This is a genomic window from Noviherbaspirillum sedimenti, from assembly GCF_003590835.1.
Classification (GTDB): domain Bacteria; phylum Pseudomonadota; class Gammaproteobacteria; order Burkholderiales; family Burkholderiaceae_D; genus Paucimonas; species Paucimonas sedimenti.
Genome location: NZ_QYUQ01000002.1, coordinates 4,655,382 through 4,670,923 on the forward strand (window position 1 = coordinate 4,655,382; position 15,542 = coordinate 4,670,923).

The 15,542-nt window shown below is 56.5% G+C and carries 18 protein-coding genes; 9 read left to right on the plus strand and 9 right to left on the minus strand.

Features of this window, described 5'->3' with window-relative positions:
- Positions 1-33: 33 nt before the first annotated feature.
- Positions 34-1,362: an IS1182 family transposase gene (locus tag D3878_RS21620; RefSeq protein ID WP_119783739.1), complete on the plus strand. Its 1,329-nt coding sequence runs from the start codon at positions 34-36 to the stop codon at positions 1,360-1,362.
- A 185-nt stretch (positions 1,363-1,547) separates the two neighbouring features.
- Here D3878_RS21620 and D3878_RS21625 read toward each other — a convergent pair whose 3' ends face one another.
- The 3 genes from D3878_RS21625 to D3878_RS21635 form a co-directional block, all read right to left on the minus strand.
- Positions 1,548-2,486: a DUF808 domain-containing protein gene (locus D3878_RS21625; RefSeq protein WP_119787352.1), complete on the minus strand. Its 939-nt coding sequence runs from the start codon at positions 2,484-2,486 to the stop codon at positions 1,548-1,550.
- Between the two features lie 127 nt (positions 2,487-2,613).
- On the minus strand, positions 2,614-3,297 hold the full coding sequence (locus D3878_RS21630) for an SOS response-associated peptidase (RefSeq protein WP_119787353.1): 684 nt from the start codon (positions 3,295-3,297) through the stop codon (positions 2,614-2,616).
- Positions 3,298-3,348: 51 nt separating this feature from the next.
- A complete protein-coding gene (locus D3878_RS21635) occupies positions 3,349-4,119 on the minus strand; it encodes an alpha/beta fold hydrolase (RefSeq protein WP_119787354.1) in 771 nt (256 codons plus the stop codon).
- A 287-nt stretch (positions 4,120-4,406) separates the two neighbouring features.
- Between D3878_RS21635 and D3878_RS21640 the strand changes: the two genes are divergently transcribed.
- The 3 genes from D3878_RS21640 to D3878_RS21650 all read left to right on the plus strand — a co-directional run bounded on the left by D3878_RS21640 (position 4,407) and on the right by D3878_RS21650 (position 5,532).
- Entirely contained in the window at positions 4,407-4,613 is a 207-nt protein-coding gene (locus D3878_RS21640) for a CsbD family protein (RefSeq protein WP_119787355.1), read from the plus strand.
- Positions 4,614-4,708: 95 nt separating this feature from the next.
- Positions 4,709-5,257, plus strand: a complete 549-nt coding sequence (locus tag D3878_RS21645) for a hypothetical protein (RefSeq protein WP_119787356.1) — start codon at positions 4,709-4,711, stop codon at positions 5,255-5,257.
- 86 nt (positions 5,258-5,343) lie between these two features.
- Positions 5,344-5,532, plus strand: a complete 189-nt coding sequence (locus D3878_RS21650; protein ID WP_119787357.1) for a Thivi_2564 family membrane protein — start codon at positions 5,344-5,346, stop codon at positions 5,530-5,532.
- 56 nt (positions 5,533-5,588) lie between these two features.
- On the opposite strand, the gene D3878_RS21655 is transcribed toward D3878_RS21650, so the two are convergent.
- On the minus strand, positions 5,589-6,002 hold the full coding sequence (locus D3878_RS21655; protein ID WP_233556420.1) for a HopJ type III effector protein: 414 nt from the start codon (positions 6,000-6,002) through the stop codon (positions 5,589-5,591).
- 103 nt (positions 6,003-6,105) lie between these two features.
- On the minus strand, positions 6,106-6,435 hold the full coding sequence (locus D3878_RS21660) for a hypothetical protein (protein WP_119787359.1): 330 nt from the start codon (positions 6,433-6,435) through the stop codon (positions 6,106-6,108).
- 263 nt (positions 6,436-6,698) lie between these two features.
- On the opposite strand from D3878_RS21660, the gene D3878_RS21665 reads away from it, so the two are divergent.
- Positions 6,699-7,667 (plus strand): MYG1 family protein, encoded by a 969-nt coding sequence (locus tag D3878_RS21665; protein ID WP_119788073.1) that lies wholly within the window; start codon positions 6,699-6,701, stop codon positions 7,665-7,667.
- On the opposite strand, the gene D3878_RS21670 is transcribed toward D3878_RS21665, so the two are convergent.
- Together D3878_RS21670 and D3878_RS21675 are read right to left on the minus strand one after the other, a co-directional pair.
- Positions 7,654-8,475 carry a M90 family metallopeptidase gene (locus tag D3878_RS21670; RefSeq protein ID WP_119787360.1) on the minus strand — a complete coding sequence of 274 codons (822 nt, stop codon included), beginning with the start codon at positions 8,473-8,475 and terminating at the stop codon, positions 7,654-7,656. The two genes, D3878_RS21665 and D3878_RS21670, sit on opposite strands and share 14 nt — an antisense overlap.
- A gap of 4 nt (positions 8,476-8,479) precedes the next feature.
- Positions 8,480-8,986: a low molecular weight protein-tyrosine-phosphatase gene (locus D3878_RS21675; RefSeq protein WP_119787361.1), complete on the minus strand. Its 507-nt coding sequence runs from the start codon at positions 8,984-8,986 to the stop codon at positions 8,480-8,482.
- A gap of 543 nt (positions 8,987-9,529) precedes the next feature.
- Here D3878_RS21675 and D3878_RS21680 point away from each other — a divergent pair.
- Both D3878_RS21680 and D3878_RS21685 read left to right on the plus strand, forming a co-directional pair.
- Complete coding sequence (locus D3878_RS21680; protein WP_119787362.1) at positions 9,530-10,924, plus strand: response regulator; 1,395 nt, start codon at positions 9,530-9,532, stop codon at positions 10,922-10,924.
- A 318-nt stretch (positions 10,925-11,242) separates the two neighbouring features.
- Positions 11,243-13,342, plus strand: a complete 2,100-nt coding sequence (locus D3878_RS21685; protein WP_119787363.1) for a putative bifunctional diguanylate cyclase/phosphodiesterase — start codon at positions 11,243-11,245, stop codon at positions 13,340-13,342.
- Positions 13,343-13,417: 75 nt separating this feature from the next.
- Here the strand turns inward: D3878_RS21685 and D3878_RS21690 are convergent, their stop codons facing one another.
- Entirely contained in the window at positions 13,418-13,762 is a 345-nt protein-coding gene (locus D3878_RS21690) for a BON domain-containing protein (RefSeq protein WP_199688225.1), read from the minus strand.
- Positions 13,763-14,323: 561 nt separating this feature from the next.
- Entirely contained in the window at positions 14,324-14,668 is a 345-nt protein-coding gene (locus D3878_RS21695; RefSeq protein WP_119787365.1) for a winged helix-turn-helix domain-containing protein, read from the minus strand.
- A gap of 118 nt (positions 14,669-14,786) precedes the next feature.
- Here D3878_RS21695 and D3878_RS21700 point away from each other — a divergent pair, with 118 nt between their 5' ends.
- Positions 14,787-15,362: a hypothetical protein gene (locus D3878_RS21700; RefSeq protein WP_233556421.1), complete on the plus strand. Its 576-nt coding sequence runs from the start codon at positions 14,787-14,789 to the stop codon at positions 15,360-15,362.
- The gene (locus tag D3878_RS21705) at positions 15,334-15,537 is read left to right on the plus strand and encodes a hypothetical protein (RefSeq protein ID WP_119787367.1); all 204 of its coding nucleotides are present in this window, start codon (positions 15,334-15,336) and stop codon (positions 15,535-15,537) included. Before D3878_RS21700 ends, D3878_RS21705 begins: the two co-directional genes overlap by 29 nt.
- The last annotated feature ends 5 nt before the right edge of the window (positions 15,538-15,542 follow it).

Consider the following 15,542-nt stretch of genomic DNA (forward strand, 5'->3'; position numbering starts at 1 on the left):
TCATCCGAATAGATTCGTAAACGTTGATTCGTGATGACATCGAGCTATCTTCCCTACGATCCGCAGCAGCAAATGCTGCTTCCCCCTGCATTGCAAGAGTGGCTACCAGATGGCCATCTTGCGTACTACATCAGCGATACGATCGATGCGCTTGATCTGAGCACCTTCCATGCGCGATATGCAGGTGGCGGGCCGCGCAATCAGCCCTTTCATCCGGCGATGATGGTCAAAGTGCTGGTTTATGGCTATGCGACCGGGGTGTTCTCGTCGCGCAAGCTGGCAAAGAAGCTGCATGAAGACGTTGCCTTCCGGGTACTTGCTGCTGGCAATTATCCCGCGCACCGCACGATCTGCGACTTCCGTGCTTTCCATCTGAAAGAGTTGTCCGACTTGTTCGTGCAAGTGGTGAAGTTGGCGCGCGAGTGCGGCCTGGTCAAGTTGGGAACCATCGCTGTGGATGGGACCAAGATTAAGGCCAACGCATCGCGCCACAAGGCCATGAGTTATGAGCGCATGAAGAAATCGGAGCTGGAATTGAAGGCGCAGATCGACGCGCTACTGGCCAAGGCCAAGGCAGCCGACCTGGCCGAGAAGAACGAGCCGGCACTGGACATTCCAGCTGAGATAAGCCGACGCGAGGACCGGCTTGCAGCCATTGGCGCGGCGCGCGCACGGCTGGAGGAACGCCAGCGTCAGGCAGATACCGAGCGTGGCCGCAGCGCTGACGACGACAATACGCCGCCAGACGGCGATGGTAAGGCGCTCAAGAAGTCGAAATACAAGTACAAGTTCGGTGAGCCCAAGCCCAAGGCCCAGGACAACTTTACCGACCCGGAAAGCCGGATCATGAAGCGCGCCGGTGGCGGCTTCGATTACAGCTACAACGCGCAAGCCGCAGTCGATGATACGGCGCACATCATCGTCGCTGCCGAACTGACCAATAGCGGCGCCGATAGCCGTCAATTGCCCGCGGTGCTGGCGGCGGTCAAGGCGAATACGGGCGACGATCCGCACCAGGTCGTCGCCGATGCAGGCTATCGATCCGAGGCCGTGTTTGAAACGCTGCGTGATCATCCCGCCGAGATCATCGTTGCCCTTGGGCGCGAAGGTAGACAAGCGCTTGGGATTGATCCGAACAAACGCCCACTCTCGGCGGCCATGGCAGAACGATTCAAATCCACCGCCACCCAAGATGCCTACCGGCGGCGCAAGTGGTTATCCGAACCGCCAAATGGTTGGATCAAGCACGTACTGGGCTTCCGACAATTTAGCATGCGCGGCATCGCCAAGGCCCAGGCAGAGTGGAAACTCGTCTGCGCTGCGCTTAACCTGCGAAGAATGGCAAATATGATGTGTGCGTAGTTTAAAAATGGGGAAAACGCACATTCCGGTGTCGCGCCGCAGCTCAAAAACGCCTATCAGTCAGCAATTTCAGAATTCAATGCCGGGCCAATATCAGCCCGGCTGGCGTTGCGCCCGTTTCGCTCGCTCAAATTCTGTTTGCCGCGCAGACTCCTAGCCGGCCCTAATTCGTCAGGCCAGTCTGTTCAAGCCTGCTTGCGCAGGTTTTTGAACAGGCGGCCGGCGACGCTGACCACGCCGAGTACGATGGCGCCGGCAACGATGCCGGCGATGGCGCTGAGCAGTGTAGGCAGCACGGCGGCCAGCATGCCACCGATGCCAGCAATGCCGGCGGTACCTTGCGCGATATTTTCGATGAGGTGATGCAGGACCGGAACGCCGTGCGTGAGAATGCCGCCGCCCACCATGAACATCGCCGCAGTGCCGACCACGGACAGCGTTTTCATCAGCCAGGGCGCGGTCACCAGTATCATCTTGCCGATGGCGCTGCGCACGCCGCCTTTTTGGCTCAGGTGAAGGCCGGCATCGTCCAGCTTGACGATGCCCGCGACGAGGCCATACACGCCGACCGTCATCAGCAGGGCGATTCCCGCCAGCACCGCCACCCGCGCACCGAAGGAGGCGCCAGCTACCGTGCCCAGCGCGATCACGATGATCTCGGCCGAGAGGATGAAATCGGTGCGCACGGCGCCCTGGATTTTTTCTTTTTCGAAGGCGACCATATCCACCTTCGGGTCGGCCAGGGCATGGCTCAGGGAATCGTGATGGGCCTGGTCTTCCGCCTTGCTGTGCAAGAATTTGTGCGCCAGCTTTTCCACGCCTTCGAAGCAAAGATAGGCGCCGCCCAGCATCAGCAGGGGCGTCACCAGCCACGGCACGAAAGCGCTGATGGCCAGCGCCGCCGGCACCAGAATCAGCTTGTTTTTCATCGAGCCCTTGGCGACCGCCCATACCACCGGCAATTCACGTTCGGCATGCACGCCGGAGACTTGCTGGGCATTCAGCGCCAGGTCATCGCCCAGTACGCCACTGGTTTTCTTGACCGCGACCTTGGTCATGGTGGCGACATCGTCGAGGATGCTGCTAATGTCGTCGAGCAGGGCTAACAGGCTGGTTCCGGCCACGGTGGGATTCCTTCAGGTAAGTAAATTGATAATGCGCGATTAAAGCATACTCGGGCGCGGCGGGCTACTGCGGCGCCACGCAGGGCCGGGGAAGAGTGCATCCACCGCAGGATTCTGCGGGCGACGCTCAAAGCAGGGGTAAATTGTTCTGCCTGGGGGCGGCCTTGCGCAGGGCGACCCGCGGCGCCGGCGCCGCCTGCAATTTTTCAGCCGGATAGGTCGTGAAAAAACTGCGCGCCTCTTCGGCGTCGGCCTGCAGCCAGTCGGCGTACTGATCGGGTTCGAGGATCACCACCATGCGCTTTTCATCCCCGGGCTTGTGGAAACGGCGCATCAGTGGGTGGTGGTCGGCGTTAATGGTCAGCATCGAGAACGACACCAGCGGCTGGTCATTCGGGCCGCCGTGCGGCCGCCAGTCCCAGATGCCGGCGATGCCGAGATCCTGCCCGGCGTCGCTGCCGATCCGCCAGCGCACCGGATGGCCGCTCTCGTAATTTGGCTCGAAAAAAGCCTCGGCTGGCACGATACAAAACTGGCGCTTGTGAAAGGCGCTGCGAAACGAGGGTTTTTCGCCGACGGTCTCGGTGCGGGCATTGTAGGTATGGCGGGAGAGTTTCAGGTCCGCCCATGCCGGCACCAGGCCGAAACAGGCGGCTACGCATTCGCGCTCGCCGCTGCCGTCCTCGGCCAGGCGCACGATTGGCGCCAGGTAGCCTGGAAAGGCTTCCCTGGCTGCCGCATGCGCCGGCGTGGCAACACCGAATTGCTTCTGCAATCGTTCCGCACGGGAGGGTAAGTAATTCGCACACATGCCTTATTGTAGGGCGGATTGCAAGCCGGCGAATGGTTTGCGCGTCCCTGTCTATCCGTGCAAAAAGTCCGCCAGTCGTTTCAGGCAAGCGTCGGCGGCGCACACCGAATCGTGCGTCGTGCCGCCGACAACTTCGACCACCGGTCGCAGCCAATGGAAAGACGCGATCAGCGCATCGGAGCTGGCGCGGGGAATGACTTCATCGCGTTCGGCCAGCAGGATCAGGGTGGGAGAGCGGACGCTGGCGGCGCGCGTCGACGACAGGAACTTGTCCTTCAGCAGAAGTGAAACCGGGAACTGCGGGAAGCTGTTTTTTGCCACGGTTTCAATGCTGTCATAGGGGGTGATCAGCACCAGCCTGGCGATTTGCCGCACCGTCGCCAGGAACACGGCGACGCCGCTGCCCAGGCTCTGGCCGATGACGGCCACATCCGGATGTCGACTCCGCACGAAATCGAATACCGTCACCGCATCCCGCAGCAAGGCGGCTTCGCTGGGACTGCCGCTGCTGCCGCCATAGCCGCGGTAATTCACCAGGTATACCGATCGGCCAGGGAATGCCTTCACGAATAGCGGAATCAGGCGCGAAACATCCTGGGCATTGCCGCCAAAATAAATCAGCGCACTTCCCTGTGCCGGACCGGCCCGCAGGATTTGCAGGGTTTCGCCATCGCTGCGCAGGGCGATGCGTTCAGCACCTGGCGCTGGCGCCGCCGGGGTCGGATAGTAGAGCAGGGAGCGCTGGTTGGCATAGAGGTAGCCGCAAGCGCCGAGGTAGAGCAATGCAGTAAATGAAAAGAGCGCAGCGGCAAGTTTCAACATGTTGCTACGCTGATCAAGGCGGCGGAAGCCAGAGCAAAAGAAAACATTTGAATGTGACTGCAAGATGACACGATAGTTGCCTGGTCCAATGCCTGCTACCGAGATAAATCAAGCTGCCTCTTCTTTTGCTACCGCAATGCCCTGATTTTAGGACGGTGGGAAATTTTGATGCAGCCCCATTTGCACCTTATCAAAAAAATTGTTTGACGATGGATAGATATGCGTATTGGCATATCATATGCACGCGGGTTTGAGGGAATGGGATTTTGCCAGGAAAGGAGTTCGAAATGGATTGGAATATCGTTGAAGGAAACTGGAAACAGTTTAAAGGCAAGGTAAAGGAGCAATGGGGCAAGATTACCGACGATCATCTCGACGAGATTGCCGGTAAGCGCGATCAGCTAGCCGGGAAAATCCAGGAAAGCTATGGCATCAACAAGGATGAGGCTGAAAAGCAGATCAAGGCTTTTGAAGAACGTCATAGGGATGGCTAGCTCGAGGTATATCTCTGTTCGCAATATGCATGACGTTGCGGGACACCTCCAGGTATGCGCAGTGCACACAATAACAACGGAAATATAGGAAAAAAATGAAAAAAATACTTGCGGGTTTTTTGTTCGGCGCCACAAGCCTAGGTCTCGTCTCGATTGCAATTGGCGCGACCGATGAGGCGAGAGCCACCTATCAGGCAGAAAAGGAAAGCGCATCTGCCAATTACAAAATGGCACGCGAAAAATGCAATGCCCTAAGCGGGAATCCAAAGGACGTTTGCGTCGAAGAAGCCAAAGCGGCGGAAAAAAAGAGTAAGGCGAATGCCGAAGCCAAGTATAAAAATACAGACAAGGAACGCATGAAGGCGCGCAAGGTGGCGGCCGATGCGGACTACGCCGTGGCAAAGGAAAAATGTGACGCCAAAACGGGTAACGAAAAAGATGTCTGCATCAAAGAAGCGAAGGCAGCGCAGACCAAGGCGAAATCTGAAGCAGAGATGAGCAAGGAAGTGCGCGAATCGAAATCAGAGGCGGCTGCGGAGACGCGCGAGGCGAACTATAAAGTTGCGCTTGAAAAATGCGATGCCTTGTCGGGTCCTGCCAAGGACGCTTGTGTGGCTTCCGCTGAATCGAAATATGGCAAATAGCAGCAAATACACGCAAGCATTGTCGATGTCCCTTGTGTTGTCAGAACGTCTGCCGTGAAAAAGCGCAAGTCTCAAAGGGGCGAAGCATGAACATGATCATCAGTCTTATCATTTATCTGGTCGTCTTCGGGCTGATCTGGTGGTTAATCAGCATGTTGCCGCTACCGTCGCCGGTGGCACAGATCGTTCGTGTTCTATTTGTTATTTTACTGATCTGGATAGTGCTGTCTGTGTTCGGCATTCTGCCGGGACCATTGCCGCAGATTCGCATCTAGTGCGCGCTGACCTTTCCCGGGCGTGCGCCGTTACGGCAAGCGCCCGGGGGCACCGCTTATTTCGCCGTCAGCGGCATGCTCTCGAATTTCACGCCGGCCCAACCGGTCGTCATGAAATTGCGGATGTTCTGGTGGTCGGTCGCTTCGGGATGCTTCAATACATCGTCGCGGTAATAGGCGCCGAAGCAAGCCAGGGTTTGCTGCTCGCTCAACTGGTTCAACAAGGCAAAGGCAAATAATTTGCAGGAGCCGGAATTCTGGCCGGCTTCATTGCGCAGGCTGCCATTCGTAAACGCTGCTGGCGTGAATGCATAGACTGCTTCGATGACTGCCATGGTATCGGTGAAGGCGACCGCTTCGGGCATATCGTCGAGTTTTTTGAGAAAAGCAGGGATATCCATATTTGATGCGATGTGGTGTCTGATCAGGAAAAAGCAGACCCGGTATTCCGGGTCTGTCGGGATCGACATTCTATCGCACCGGAAGGATCATGCCGCACCACCTGTCCGGCAAGCTGCCCTTTTTGCAAATGCGTGCAAATGCGTGCATTTGCACGTTGGCACCACTCGCCACTCATTTCGCCAGGCTGGCACTATCGGCAACGATGCGGAAGACTTCCCAGCGCGGCGTGCCGGAAACGATGAAGGGCTCCAGGTCCTTGCCCCACTGCTTGTGGGCGGCATTGGTCGCCAGTTTGTCCCAGGATGCATCAAGCTCGGCGAGGTTTTTCAGCAGGATTTCTGCCTGTATGGTCGATTCCCGTGCGCCGACCGACCCGGTAATGATGCGCGTTTCGCTCCAGCCGATCGTGCTGCCGATTTCTTTTTGCCATTTGATCATGAATTCGATCACTGTCTGTTTATGCCCGAATCGGGCATCGATGCTCCAGCGTGCAAGGATCATGGCAAGTCTCCTGGGACCAGTGAATGGTTTGTCCGGCAAGTTCATCAAACAATACAGTCAATGGGCCGAAGTGGCTGTGCCGAAGTGTTTGTAGAATACTTGCCGGTTAGGTCAGTATATGGAGCCGGTCGGGCCGTCGGTTGTGGCAGCGCAAATGATCCGTTCCGGTGATGTTGCAAATTAAAATCAAATGCTTGCGGGCTCCCCTGTAAAATTGCGCAATTACCCCCTTGTATTTTTCACCTGCCAAGAAGGAATCCCTTGTGATCATTGCCACCCATTCCGGAAAATTTCACGCCGACGATGTCTGGGCCGTGATGGTGCTCGATCAGGTCTTCCCGGATTGTGAACTGCTGCGCACGCGCGACCTGGAACGCATCGCTGCGGCCGATTTCGCGGTCGATGTCGGCGGCGTCTGGGAGCCGCAATCCGGGCGCTTCGACCACCACCAAAAGGGTTTTTCCGGCGCGCGCCAGTCGGGCGTGCTGTATGCCAGCGCCGGCCTGGTATGGCGCGAGTACGGCGCGCGCTGCGTGGCGCTACTGGCGCAGAAGCATGCCGGCCACGCGCTGGCCGGCAAGGAGGCGCAGGATATTGCCTATGCCATCGATACGGATGTGGTGCAATACCTCGACATGTCCGACACGGGCACGGCGCGCAACGCGCCGGGCGGCTATGGTTTGTCGGCAGTGGTGTCAGGCTTTAATCCAAACTGGCTCGACGAGCAGCAGGCAGGCACACCCGCGGCAGCCGAGGAATTGCGCCAGCGCCAGTTTTTGCGCGCAATGGCATGCATGGCCGACGTGCTGATCAACCAGGTGCGCTACCGCGTCGGCAGCATGCTGGCGGCCAGCCTGGTGCGTCAGGCCAGAAGGCTGGAGGGCGGGCGCCTGCTGTTGCTGGAAAATGCCGCGCTGCCGTGGAGTTCGATCGTGCGCAAGGAGATGCCGGAAGTATTGTTCGTGATCAGCCACAGCATCGCCGAAAATCGCTACATGTTGCATACCGTTCCCGCCACCGCCGATACCTTCGAGGCGCGCCGGGATTTGCCGGCGGCCTGGGCCGGCTTGCAGGGCGGCGAACTGGCGGCGGCTTGCGGCGTGGCCGATGCGGTGTTCTGCCATAACGGCCTGTTCATCGCGGCCGCCATTTCCTATGAGGGCGCGCTGCAAATGGCGCGGCTGGCGTTGGCAGACGAGGCCGCGCCCGTCCAAATCCTCAGCGCCAGCTAAGCGGATCCACCCGGTAAAAATTCTTCAGTTGGCGGTATAGCTCCGGGTGCATTGTGGCCATTTCCTGCGGCTGTTCGAAAAACACTTCGGTGACCACTGCGAAAAATTCCGCCGGATGTTCGGCGCCGTAATAGTCGAACAGGCTGTCGAGTTCGGCATCGGCCTGCTGGCGCAATGCCAGGTATTCCGCGCCCAGGGCTTCCGACCAGGGTCGATAGTGTTCGGCGCGCGCCAGGATCGGCGCACCGGTCGCCACGCCTTTTTCCTGGTCGAGCTGGTGCGCGAATTCATGGATCACCACGTTGCGGCCGTCACCGAAGAACCTGGCGTCATCCACCGCATCTTCCCATGACAGGATCACCTGGCCCTCGCCCCAGGATTCGCCGGCGAGTTCATCGTGATATTCCGAGTGCACGCCAGCCTCGTCGACTTCCTGTTTTTTTACCATGAAAGCGCCCGGATACACCAGGATGCGTTCCAGCTTCGGGTAATAACCGGTCTTGCGGTTCAGGATCAGCAGGCAGGCTTGCGCGGCGATGGTCACGCGCATCTCGTCGTTGACTTCCAGGCCGGCGCAGCCGATGAAATCCTTCTCCGCGATAAAGACCTGCATGTGTCCGCGCAGTTGCGCTTGCAGATCGGCGGGGAGGAGCCGGTAGTACGGCACGCGGCGGCGCAGGATGGTCAGCCATGCCGGCGGAAAAGGGCGGCTGCGAAACTGCGCGCGCCGGTATTCGACGTAATACGGCTTGCCCACCAGCCAGCCGAGATAAAGCAGGCACAGGCCCGCCACGATCAGCATCGGCATGGCTTTAGGCGACGCGGGAATCGATGACGAGATCCTTGCGCAAGACATCAAGCAAGCCGTCCGACGCATCCTCGATGTAATCCAGCACCAAGTCAAAGCCGCTGTTGCCGCCGTAGTATGGGTCGGGCACCACTTCGGAGGGGGAGTGGCGCGCATACTGCATGAACAGGCCCAGCTTGTGGCGATGCTGCGGCGGGCATGCGGCCTGCAAGCGGCTCAGGTTGTCGCGGTCCATTGCCAGCACAAAATCGAATTTGCTGAAATCGTCAGACGCCACCTGGCGCGCGCGCTGCTGCGACAGATCGTAGCCGCGCCGGGCGGCATGTTGCTGCGAGCGGGCATCAGGACCATTGCCGACGTGGTAAGCATGGGTGCCGGCGGAATCAATACGGATGGCGTCGGTCAGTCCGGCCGCTGCCACCCGGTTGTGGAATACGCCTTCGGCCGTCGGCGAACGGCAGATGTTGCCCATGCAAACGAAGAGCACGGAAAGTTGTTGCGTTGGGTGCATTGCTGGATGATAAACAAATAGTCTGCTTGAGATCCAGCAATCATAACAAGAGATGGCATCGGCCTGTATAGTCGAAATGCCAGTATTGTCAGTCCCGGTTTTAACGTAACATTATTTCAATTATAAAAATGGCATGTAATGCCACAAACCCGGCTCAGGAGACAGGTATGCACCGTTTTATTTTCCTTACTCCCCCGAGCTGAGCGCAGGGCGGCAACCCCGTGCGCCAGCGCGCACATCAATAATCTTCATGCAGGCAGCGAACCCAGGCTTCAGGACTTGGGAGCGTCCTTCTGCGCCTGATCGATGCTTCGACCGGAAAATTCCTCGACAAGGCATCGTTCCCCGTGCATGCGCGGCCGAGCAGCATCACGGTTTCGCAAGGCCCATTTTTTTACCTTCAGCAATACGACTCTGACCCTATATATTGAATGTTGCAAAAATAACACATATCGAGAGGGATGTTCGCGTCAGCCTGGTTATCACTTAACATAGGCCGACATACAAGTGCGAAACAACGCATGGGCAAGGGTGGGGAGACATATGAACCGCAAACAGGCACTGATCGTCGACGATTCGAAAACTGCGCAGTATCTGCTGAACCGGATGCTGCAAACCTATGATCTCAGGATCGATGTCGCAGCATCGGCAGAGGAAGCCCTGGCCTACCTCAGCTACAACCATCCGGCGGTCATCTTCCTTGACCAGCAAATGACCGGCATGACCGGGTTTGAAGCGCTTAAGACCATCAAGGCCAACCCCCATACCGCGTTGATCCCGGTAATCATGTATTCCTCGCAAAATGACGACCTGTTCGTCAGCCAGGCCATCGCCCTGGGGGCGCAGGGCGTCCTGTCCAAGGGCGCCATGCAGCCGGCCAATCTGCAGCAGGTGCTGGAGCGCCTGAATATCCGCATGGGCACGGCAGGCGCCGCGCCGGTGCCCGATGCGCCGGCAAGCCAGACGGCCGTGGCGGCGGAACCCGTCATGGAAATCGTTGCGACCAGAGAACAGGCCACGACGGATGCCGCCGATCTCGACAAAGTGCGGCTGCAGGTCGGACGCCTGTTCGAGCTCCATATCGCCGATATCAAAACCCATCTCAATAACAGTACGCAATTCATCCTCAAGCGCTTGTCCACCAGCATCGACAAGGCAGCCAGCAGGGAAGCCAGCGTCGCCGGCAATTCCCTGGCCAGCATTAAATCGGCGGTCGCTGCTGCGCTCGCGACCGAACGGCGCAAAGGATCTCTGGCAAACCGCCTGCTGCTGGCGGCGTCCATCGCCGTGACGGTGGTATTCGGGTATCTGCTGGTGCAGATGCAGGCCGATGTCGCGGCTTCCTCGCAAAAAGTCCTGGCAGCACTGGAAGCGAAAAGCCTCGACCGCTCCATGATGACGGTGGCCGCGGTTGCGCCGGCGTTCCAGGACAGAGCCAAGGATGTACCGGGTTCCATCCATCCTGCCTTGCTGCAGGCACTCAGCTGGGCCCAGCATGCCGATTTCCACTTCGAGTATGGCGAGCAGCCGCTGAGCGGGGCGCGGCTGTCGAACCTGCATCAGCTGGTGCAACTGCTGGCCGACGGCGGCTACCGCGGGCCGTTGGTGGTCAATATCAACTTTGGCAATTTCTGTCTCGAACAGGATGAGACAAACACGCTGCGGCTGGCGCGCAGCGACGTGCGTGTCAGTAACTGCAAAATGCAGAAAGATCTCAACGCGCAGTTCCTCATCAATGACTACCTGACCCTGCAATACCAGACATTCGAAAAAAACCTGGCGCCGCTGCAAGACGGCCGTATCAGTATCCGCCTCGTTACCAACGGCATGAGCACGCCAGGCGTCGAATATCCGCCGGTCACGCCGCAGGTGAGTGCCGGCGAGTGGAATCGCACGGCGTTGCGGAATAACCGGATTTCAGTGCAATTTCCGAATTGACTGCAGCGGGGGCAGTGGGTACATCGGCGGTCGCTCTATAGCCGATGACCGCAGGCTTTGATCTTGCATTGAAGTACCGTCCGCTTTAGCCGCTGCGCCTTTTGATGCGGAGCGAAAAAGGCGATTTTCATCGGTATTCAAATAAAATTCGTACGGGTTGCGAACAAGCCTCTCTTACACAGAAACGACGCTTTATGAGCGAACTTGGTTCCTGTTGAAGTGTCTATTATTTTTGATTAAGCGCAGCAATAAGTATTTTCGCATCACATTTTTATGTCACAGTTGCCGAGTTTTTTTGCTTCGAAATATAGATTGACCATGTCAAATCTTGTACTCATTGTCTCTGACCGTGCAGAAGAAGCTGAAGCCTTACGGAATGTATTGCCACAAGCAATAGACGGTCCTTTTGACATCGAATGGGTACGCACTCTTGCCCGCGCCATGCAGCGGCTTACGGGGGATGGGATCGACATCGTTCTGATGGATTTTTTTCTGCCTGACAGCAAAGGGATGCGCACTTTCGATCAATTATTTGAAGCTGCTGCTCCGGTTCCCATCATGACGCTGGTTACTGAAGGCGAGATGGATCTGGCGCAGGAAGCAGTCCAGCGCGGCGCGCAAGGCTATATATTGAAAGGGCATTTTCGTAATGCACTATTGCCACAGGCCTTGCGCAACACCATACACCGCAAGCAAGTCGAAGACGCCTTGTTCATCGAAAAAGAACGGGCGGCGGTTACGCTGGATTCGATCGTTGACGGTGTGATCAGCACCGATAGTGAAGGGCGGATTACCTATCTTAACAATACGGCCGAACGCATGACTGGATGGGCAAAGGCCGAAGCGATTGGCCATCCGGTCGCCGAAGTGTTCCCGCTGGTCGATAATATCAATCGCAAATCCTTCAATGATCCAGTGGTGCAAGTGATTCAGGAAATGCGGCCGCTCGCCTTGCGCGCCGATGCCTTGCTGGTGCGGCGCAATGGCCAGGAAGCCGCCATTGAAGATTCCGTCGCGCCGATTTATGATCGGCGTGGAAAAATTCGCGGTGCCGTGATCGTGTTCCGCGATATTGGCCCGGCCCAGGCTTTGATGGTGCAGAAGATGACTTATCAGGCACATCATGATTCCCTGACCGATCTGCCTAACCGCATTTTGCTCATTGATCGCCTTGAGCACGCGATTGCATTGGCAAAGCGCAATGGCACAACCCTTGCCGTGCTGTTTCTGGATCTGGATAATTTTAAAAATATTAACGACTCGCACGGCCACGCCACCGGCGACCAGTTGCTTGCTTCGGTTGCCCAACGCCTGCTGAACTGCATTCGCGCTTCTGATACCGTCAGTCGATTGGGCGGCGACGAGTTCGTTATCCTGGTGACAGAAGAAAGGCACGCGGAAGCCGCTGCGCATACCGCAGAAAAGATTATCGCGTCCCTTGCCCAGCCGCATCGCATTCAGCAATATGCATTCCATATCACCGCCAGCATCGGCATCAGCACATTTCCGGCCGATGGTGAGGAGGCCGATACGCTGATCAGAAATGCCGATACCGCGATGTATTACGCCAAGAAAAAAGGACGCAACAATTACCAATTTTTCAATGCGGCGATGAACCGGCGGGCGGTGGAGCGACAGTTTATTGAAGTGGGGCTGCGCCGCGCCCTGGAAGCGCAGGAATTTTCCTTGTATTACCAACCCAAGGTCAATCTCAAGACGGGAAAAATTACCGGTGTGGAAGCGCTGCTTCGCTGGCACCATCCCGAGCGGGGATTGATGCTGCCGGGTGACTTCGTGTCGATTGCCGAAGATTGCGGCCTGATTGTCCCCATCAGCCGCTGGGTGCTGCGTGAGGCCTGTAGGCAAACCAAACTCTGGCTTGAGGCGGGATTCAAACCGATTTCAACAGCAGTCAATATCTCTGCGCTGGCGTTTCACAATCAGAATTTTTTGCAAGATCTGCGTGATATTTTGCAGGAAACGGCGCTGGATCCGGCCTGTCTCGAACTGGAGTTGACCGAGAGTGTATTGATGCCAGATTCCCAGTTCAGCAATGAAATCCTTCAAACGCTTAAAAGTATTGGCGTAAAGCTGGCAATCGATGACTTTGGTACCGGGTATTCCAGTTTAAGTTATCTGCAAGAATTTCCTATTGATGTCTTGAAAATTGACCAATCGTTCGTGCGCGGCATTCCGGAACTTGCGAGGAACCGCATTATTGTGACTGCCGTCACTGGCATGGGCATCAGCCTGAAGTATCGGGTGATTGCGGAGGGAGTTGAAACCAGGAAGCAGTTTTCATTTCTTACTTCGCTGGAATGCGACGAAGGTCAGGGAAATTATTTCAGCCCGCCACTTGCTGCCGACCGCTGTACCCGTCTGCTGAAAACGGGGATTGCAGAGAATCTGCTGCATTAATTGTTTGGCGCAGAGCCGACAAGAGATGGCCCCGGCGAAAAGAACGCCAGGGCCCAGGTTCTTGCGGCCAAATTTCTATTTTTCGCGTGGTTTGACTTGCAGATTATTTTTCACGGAAGTCACTCCGGGTACCTTGCGTGCCACCTCCGCGGCTTTGCGCGCCTGCATGTCGTTATCGACAAATCCGGCCAGCGATACCTCTCCACGATAGGTGTCGACATTAATCGCCAATGCTTCACCCATTCCCTCGCTTTGCGCAATTGCAGTTTTCACCCGGGTGGTGAGGGACGCATCGTCAATCACCTCGCCGGTGCCGCGGGAAGTTTTTGTGGGGGCGCAGGCAACAAGGCCCATGGCAAAGACGACGGACAGGCATGCTAAAAGCTTTTTCATGACGGCTCCTTTTTTAAAATTACGCATGGAATTAATTAGCTCTACGTACAATTACTTTAGCGATAGGTACAATTACTTGAAGAGATAATTTTCTTCGGTAGTCATCATCATTTGGGTAAAGAAGCTACGGCGTTTTTAACCTGATAACTATTTTTTTGAGAGCACGTTTTGTGCCTGGATTTTGAGCTCGGAAAATCTGTAAAAACAGGGGTGCATCATGCATGCTGTTGATTTATTCAACACGAACGGTAAAAATTACGGGCAAATGGGTAAAAAATTTACAGCGAAAAATTGATCCCGATGGAACTGATCCCGATGGGTGATGCGTTCCACAGGCTATTTTTCAATCGCATCTCACCATCAATGCAATTCTCTTGGCCTGCTCGGCTTTCACATTGAGCTCTGCCAAACATTCAAGTGTTATTCAAGGGGAGGGAGGGCGCTGCAATAGGCTTATTGGCAGATGATTGTCAAAGTCCCTGCGAAGAAACTTTGTCTGCATCCTCAAGAAGCATGGTGGAGTGATTATTTCAAAAAAGCAGGGAAGCGCAGGATTATAAGCTTGCAAATATGGCCAGGGATATTTTCCTAGCCTTTGGTCGCCTGCGTCATGCATCTGGAGAGTTTGTCAAAATGCAGCAGGGCGGCTTGGGTCAACGCAATTTGCTTGCGGCGCGTATCTTCCGTGTCCGTCAGCATGATCCAGCCCTTTTCGCGCATGGACTTTAGCCGGCCGTGAATTGTGGCGGGTGATCCAAGCTCGTCCTTTGCCATCATATCCCTGACGGACAGCCGCTCTTTTTCCTGGGTGGTCCGTGCAACCAACGCCAGAATGCGCTCTTCGAGGGGATCCAGCGAGGGGAGGGACGGCAGGCCGCGAATGGCTTCTGTCAATTGCAAGAAGCGCAAGTAGATGTCGGCGGGGCGTGTCATTTCTTCATTGCAAGCTAAAACAGTGTTAATGTCGCTATAAGGGAGCTTTCTTTCCCAAGTAGTCTACTTGCTGTAGATCGTTATTAAGTCCGGATTCATTTTACGTCAATACGCAATCATGATGTCGTCACTACGCCTCCAGGCCGCGATGGTTGTCGGTTCAGCCATCCTCTTCCTGCTGGTCTTTGTCGCAAACGAATGGCTGTTCAACAGTACCGGCTTCGAATTTACCCGCGGGATGAACTGGATTTACCTGCCTGCCGGCATGCGGCTGCTGTGTACGCTGCTGTTCGCCGGCGCGGGCGCCGTCGGCATATTGATCGCTTCCTGGATTACCTGCATCTTTTATTTTTTTCCCGATGATCCCATGCGTTCATTCGCCGGCGGCATCGCGTCCGCGGCGGCGCCATACCTGGTCTATAAACTGGCGCAGCAGATGTACGGATTGCAGGCATCGCTGGTCAATCTGAATGCGAAGCGGCTGCTGTTCCTGAGCTTGGCGTATTCCGTTGCCAACCCCGCATTGCATCATCTCTGGTTGCTGCTGCGTGGCGAAGCTGTCATGTCCGGCTTCTTTGTGATGGTGCTCGGGGACTTCCTCGGTACACTGGTCGTGCTTTACGCGGTGAAGCTGGCACTGGCGTTTCTGCCGGCGCTTGCGCGGCATGAGAAAAATCGGCCACCGTCAGCTTGATCGGCCTGGGGGCGCCGTCGAGAAATTTCTGACGGGCTGCCAGGTCAATCAAGCAGTGGTTTTCCTTGTATGCACGCATGAGCTGGCGCTCGCTGCGATCGCTTGCCTTGAAGTGGATGCAAAGGGCGTCATCGGAGATGAAGCCGATGTATTCCTCCGTCCCGATATGGAATGAAAACC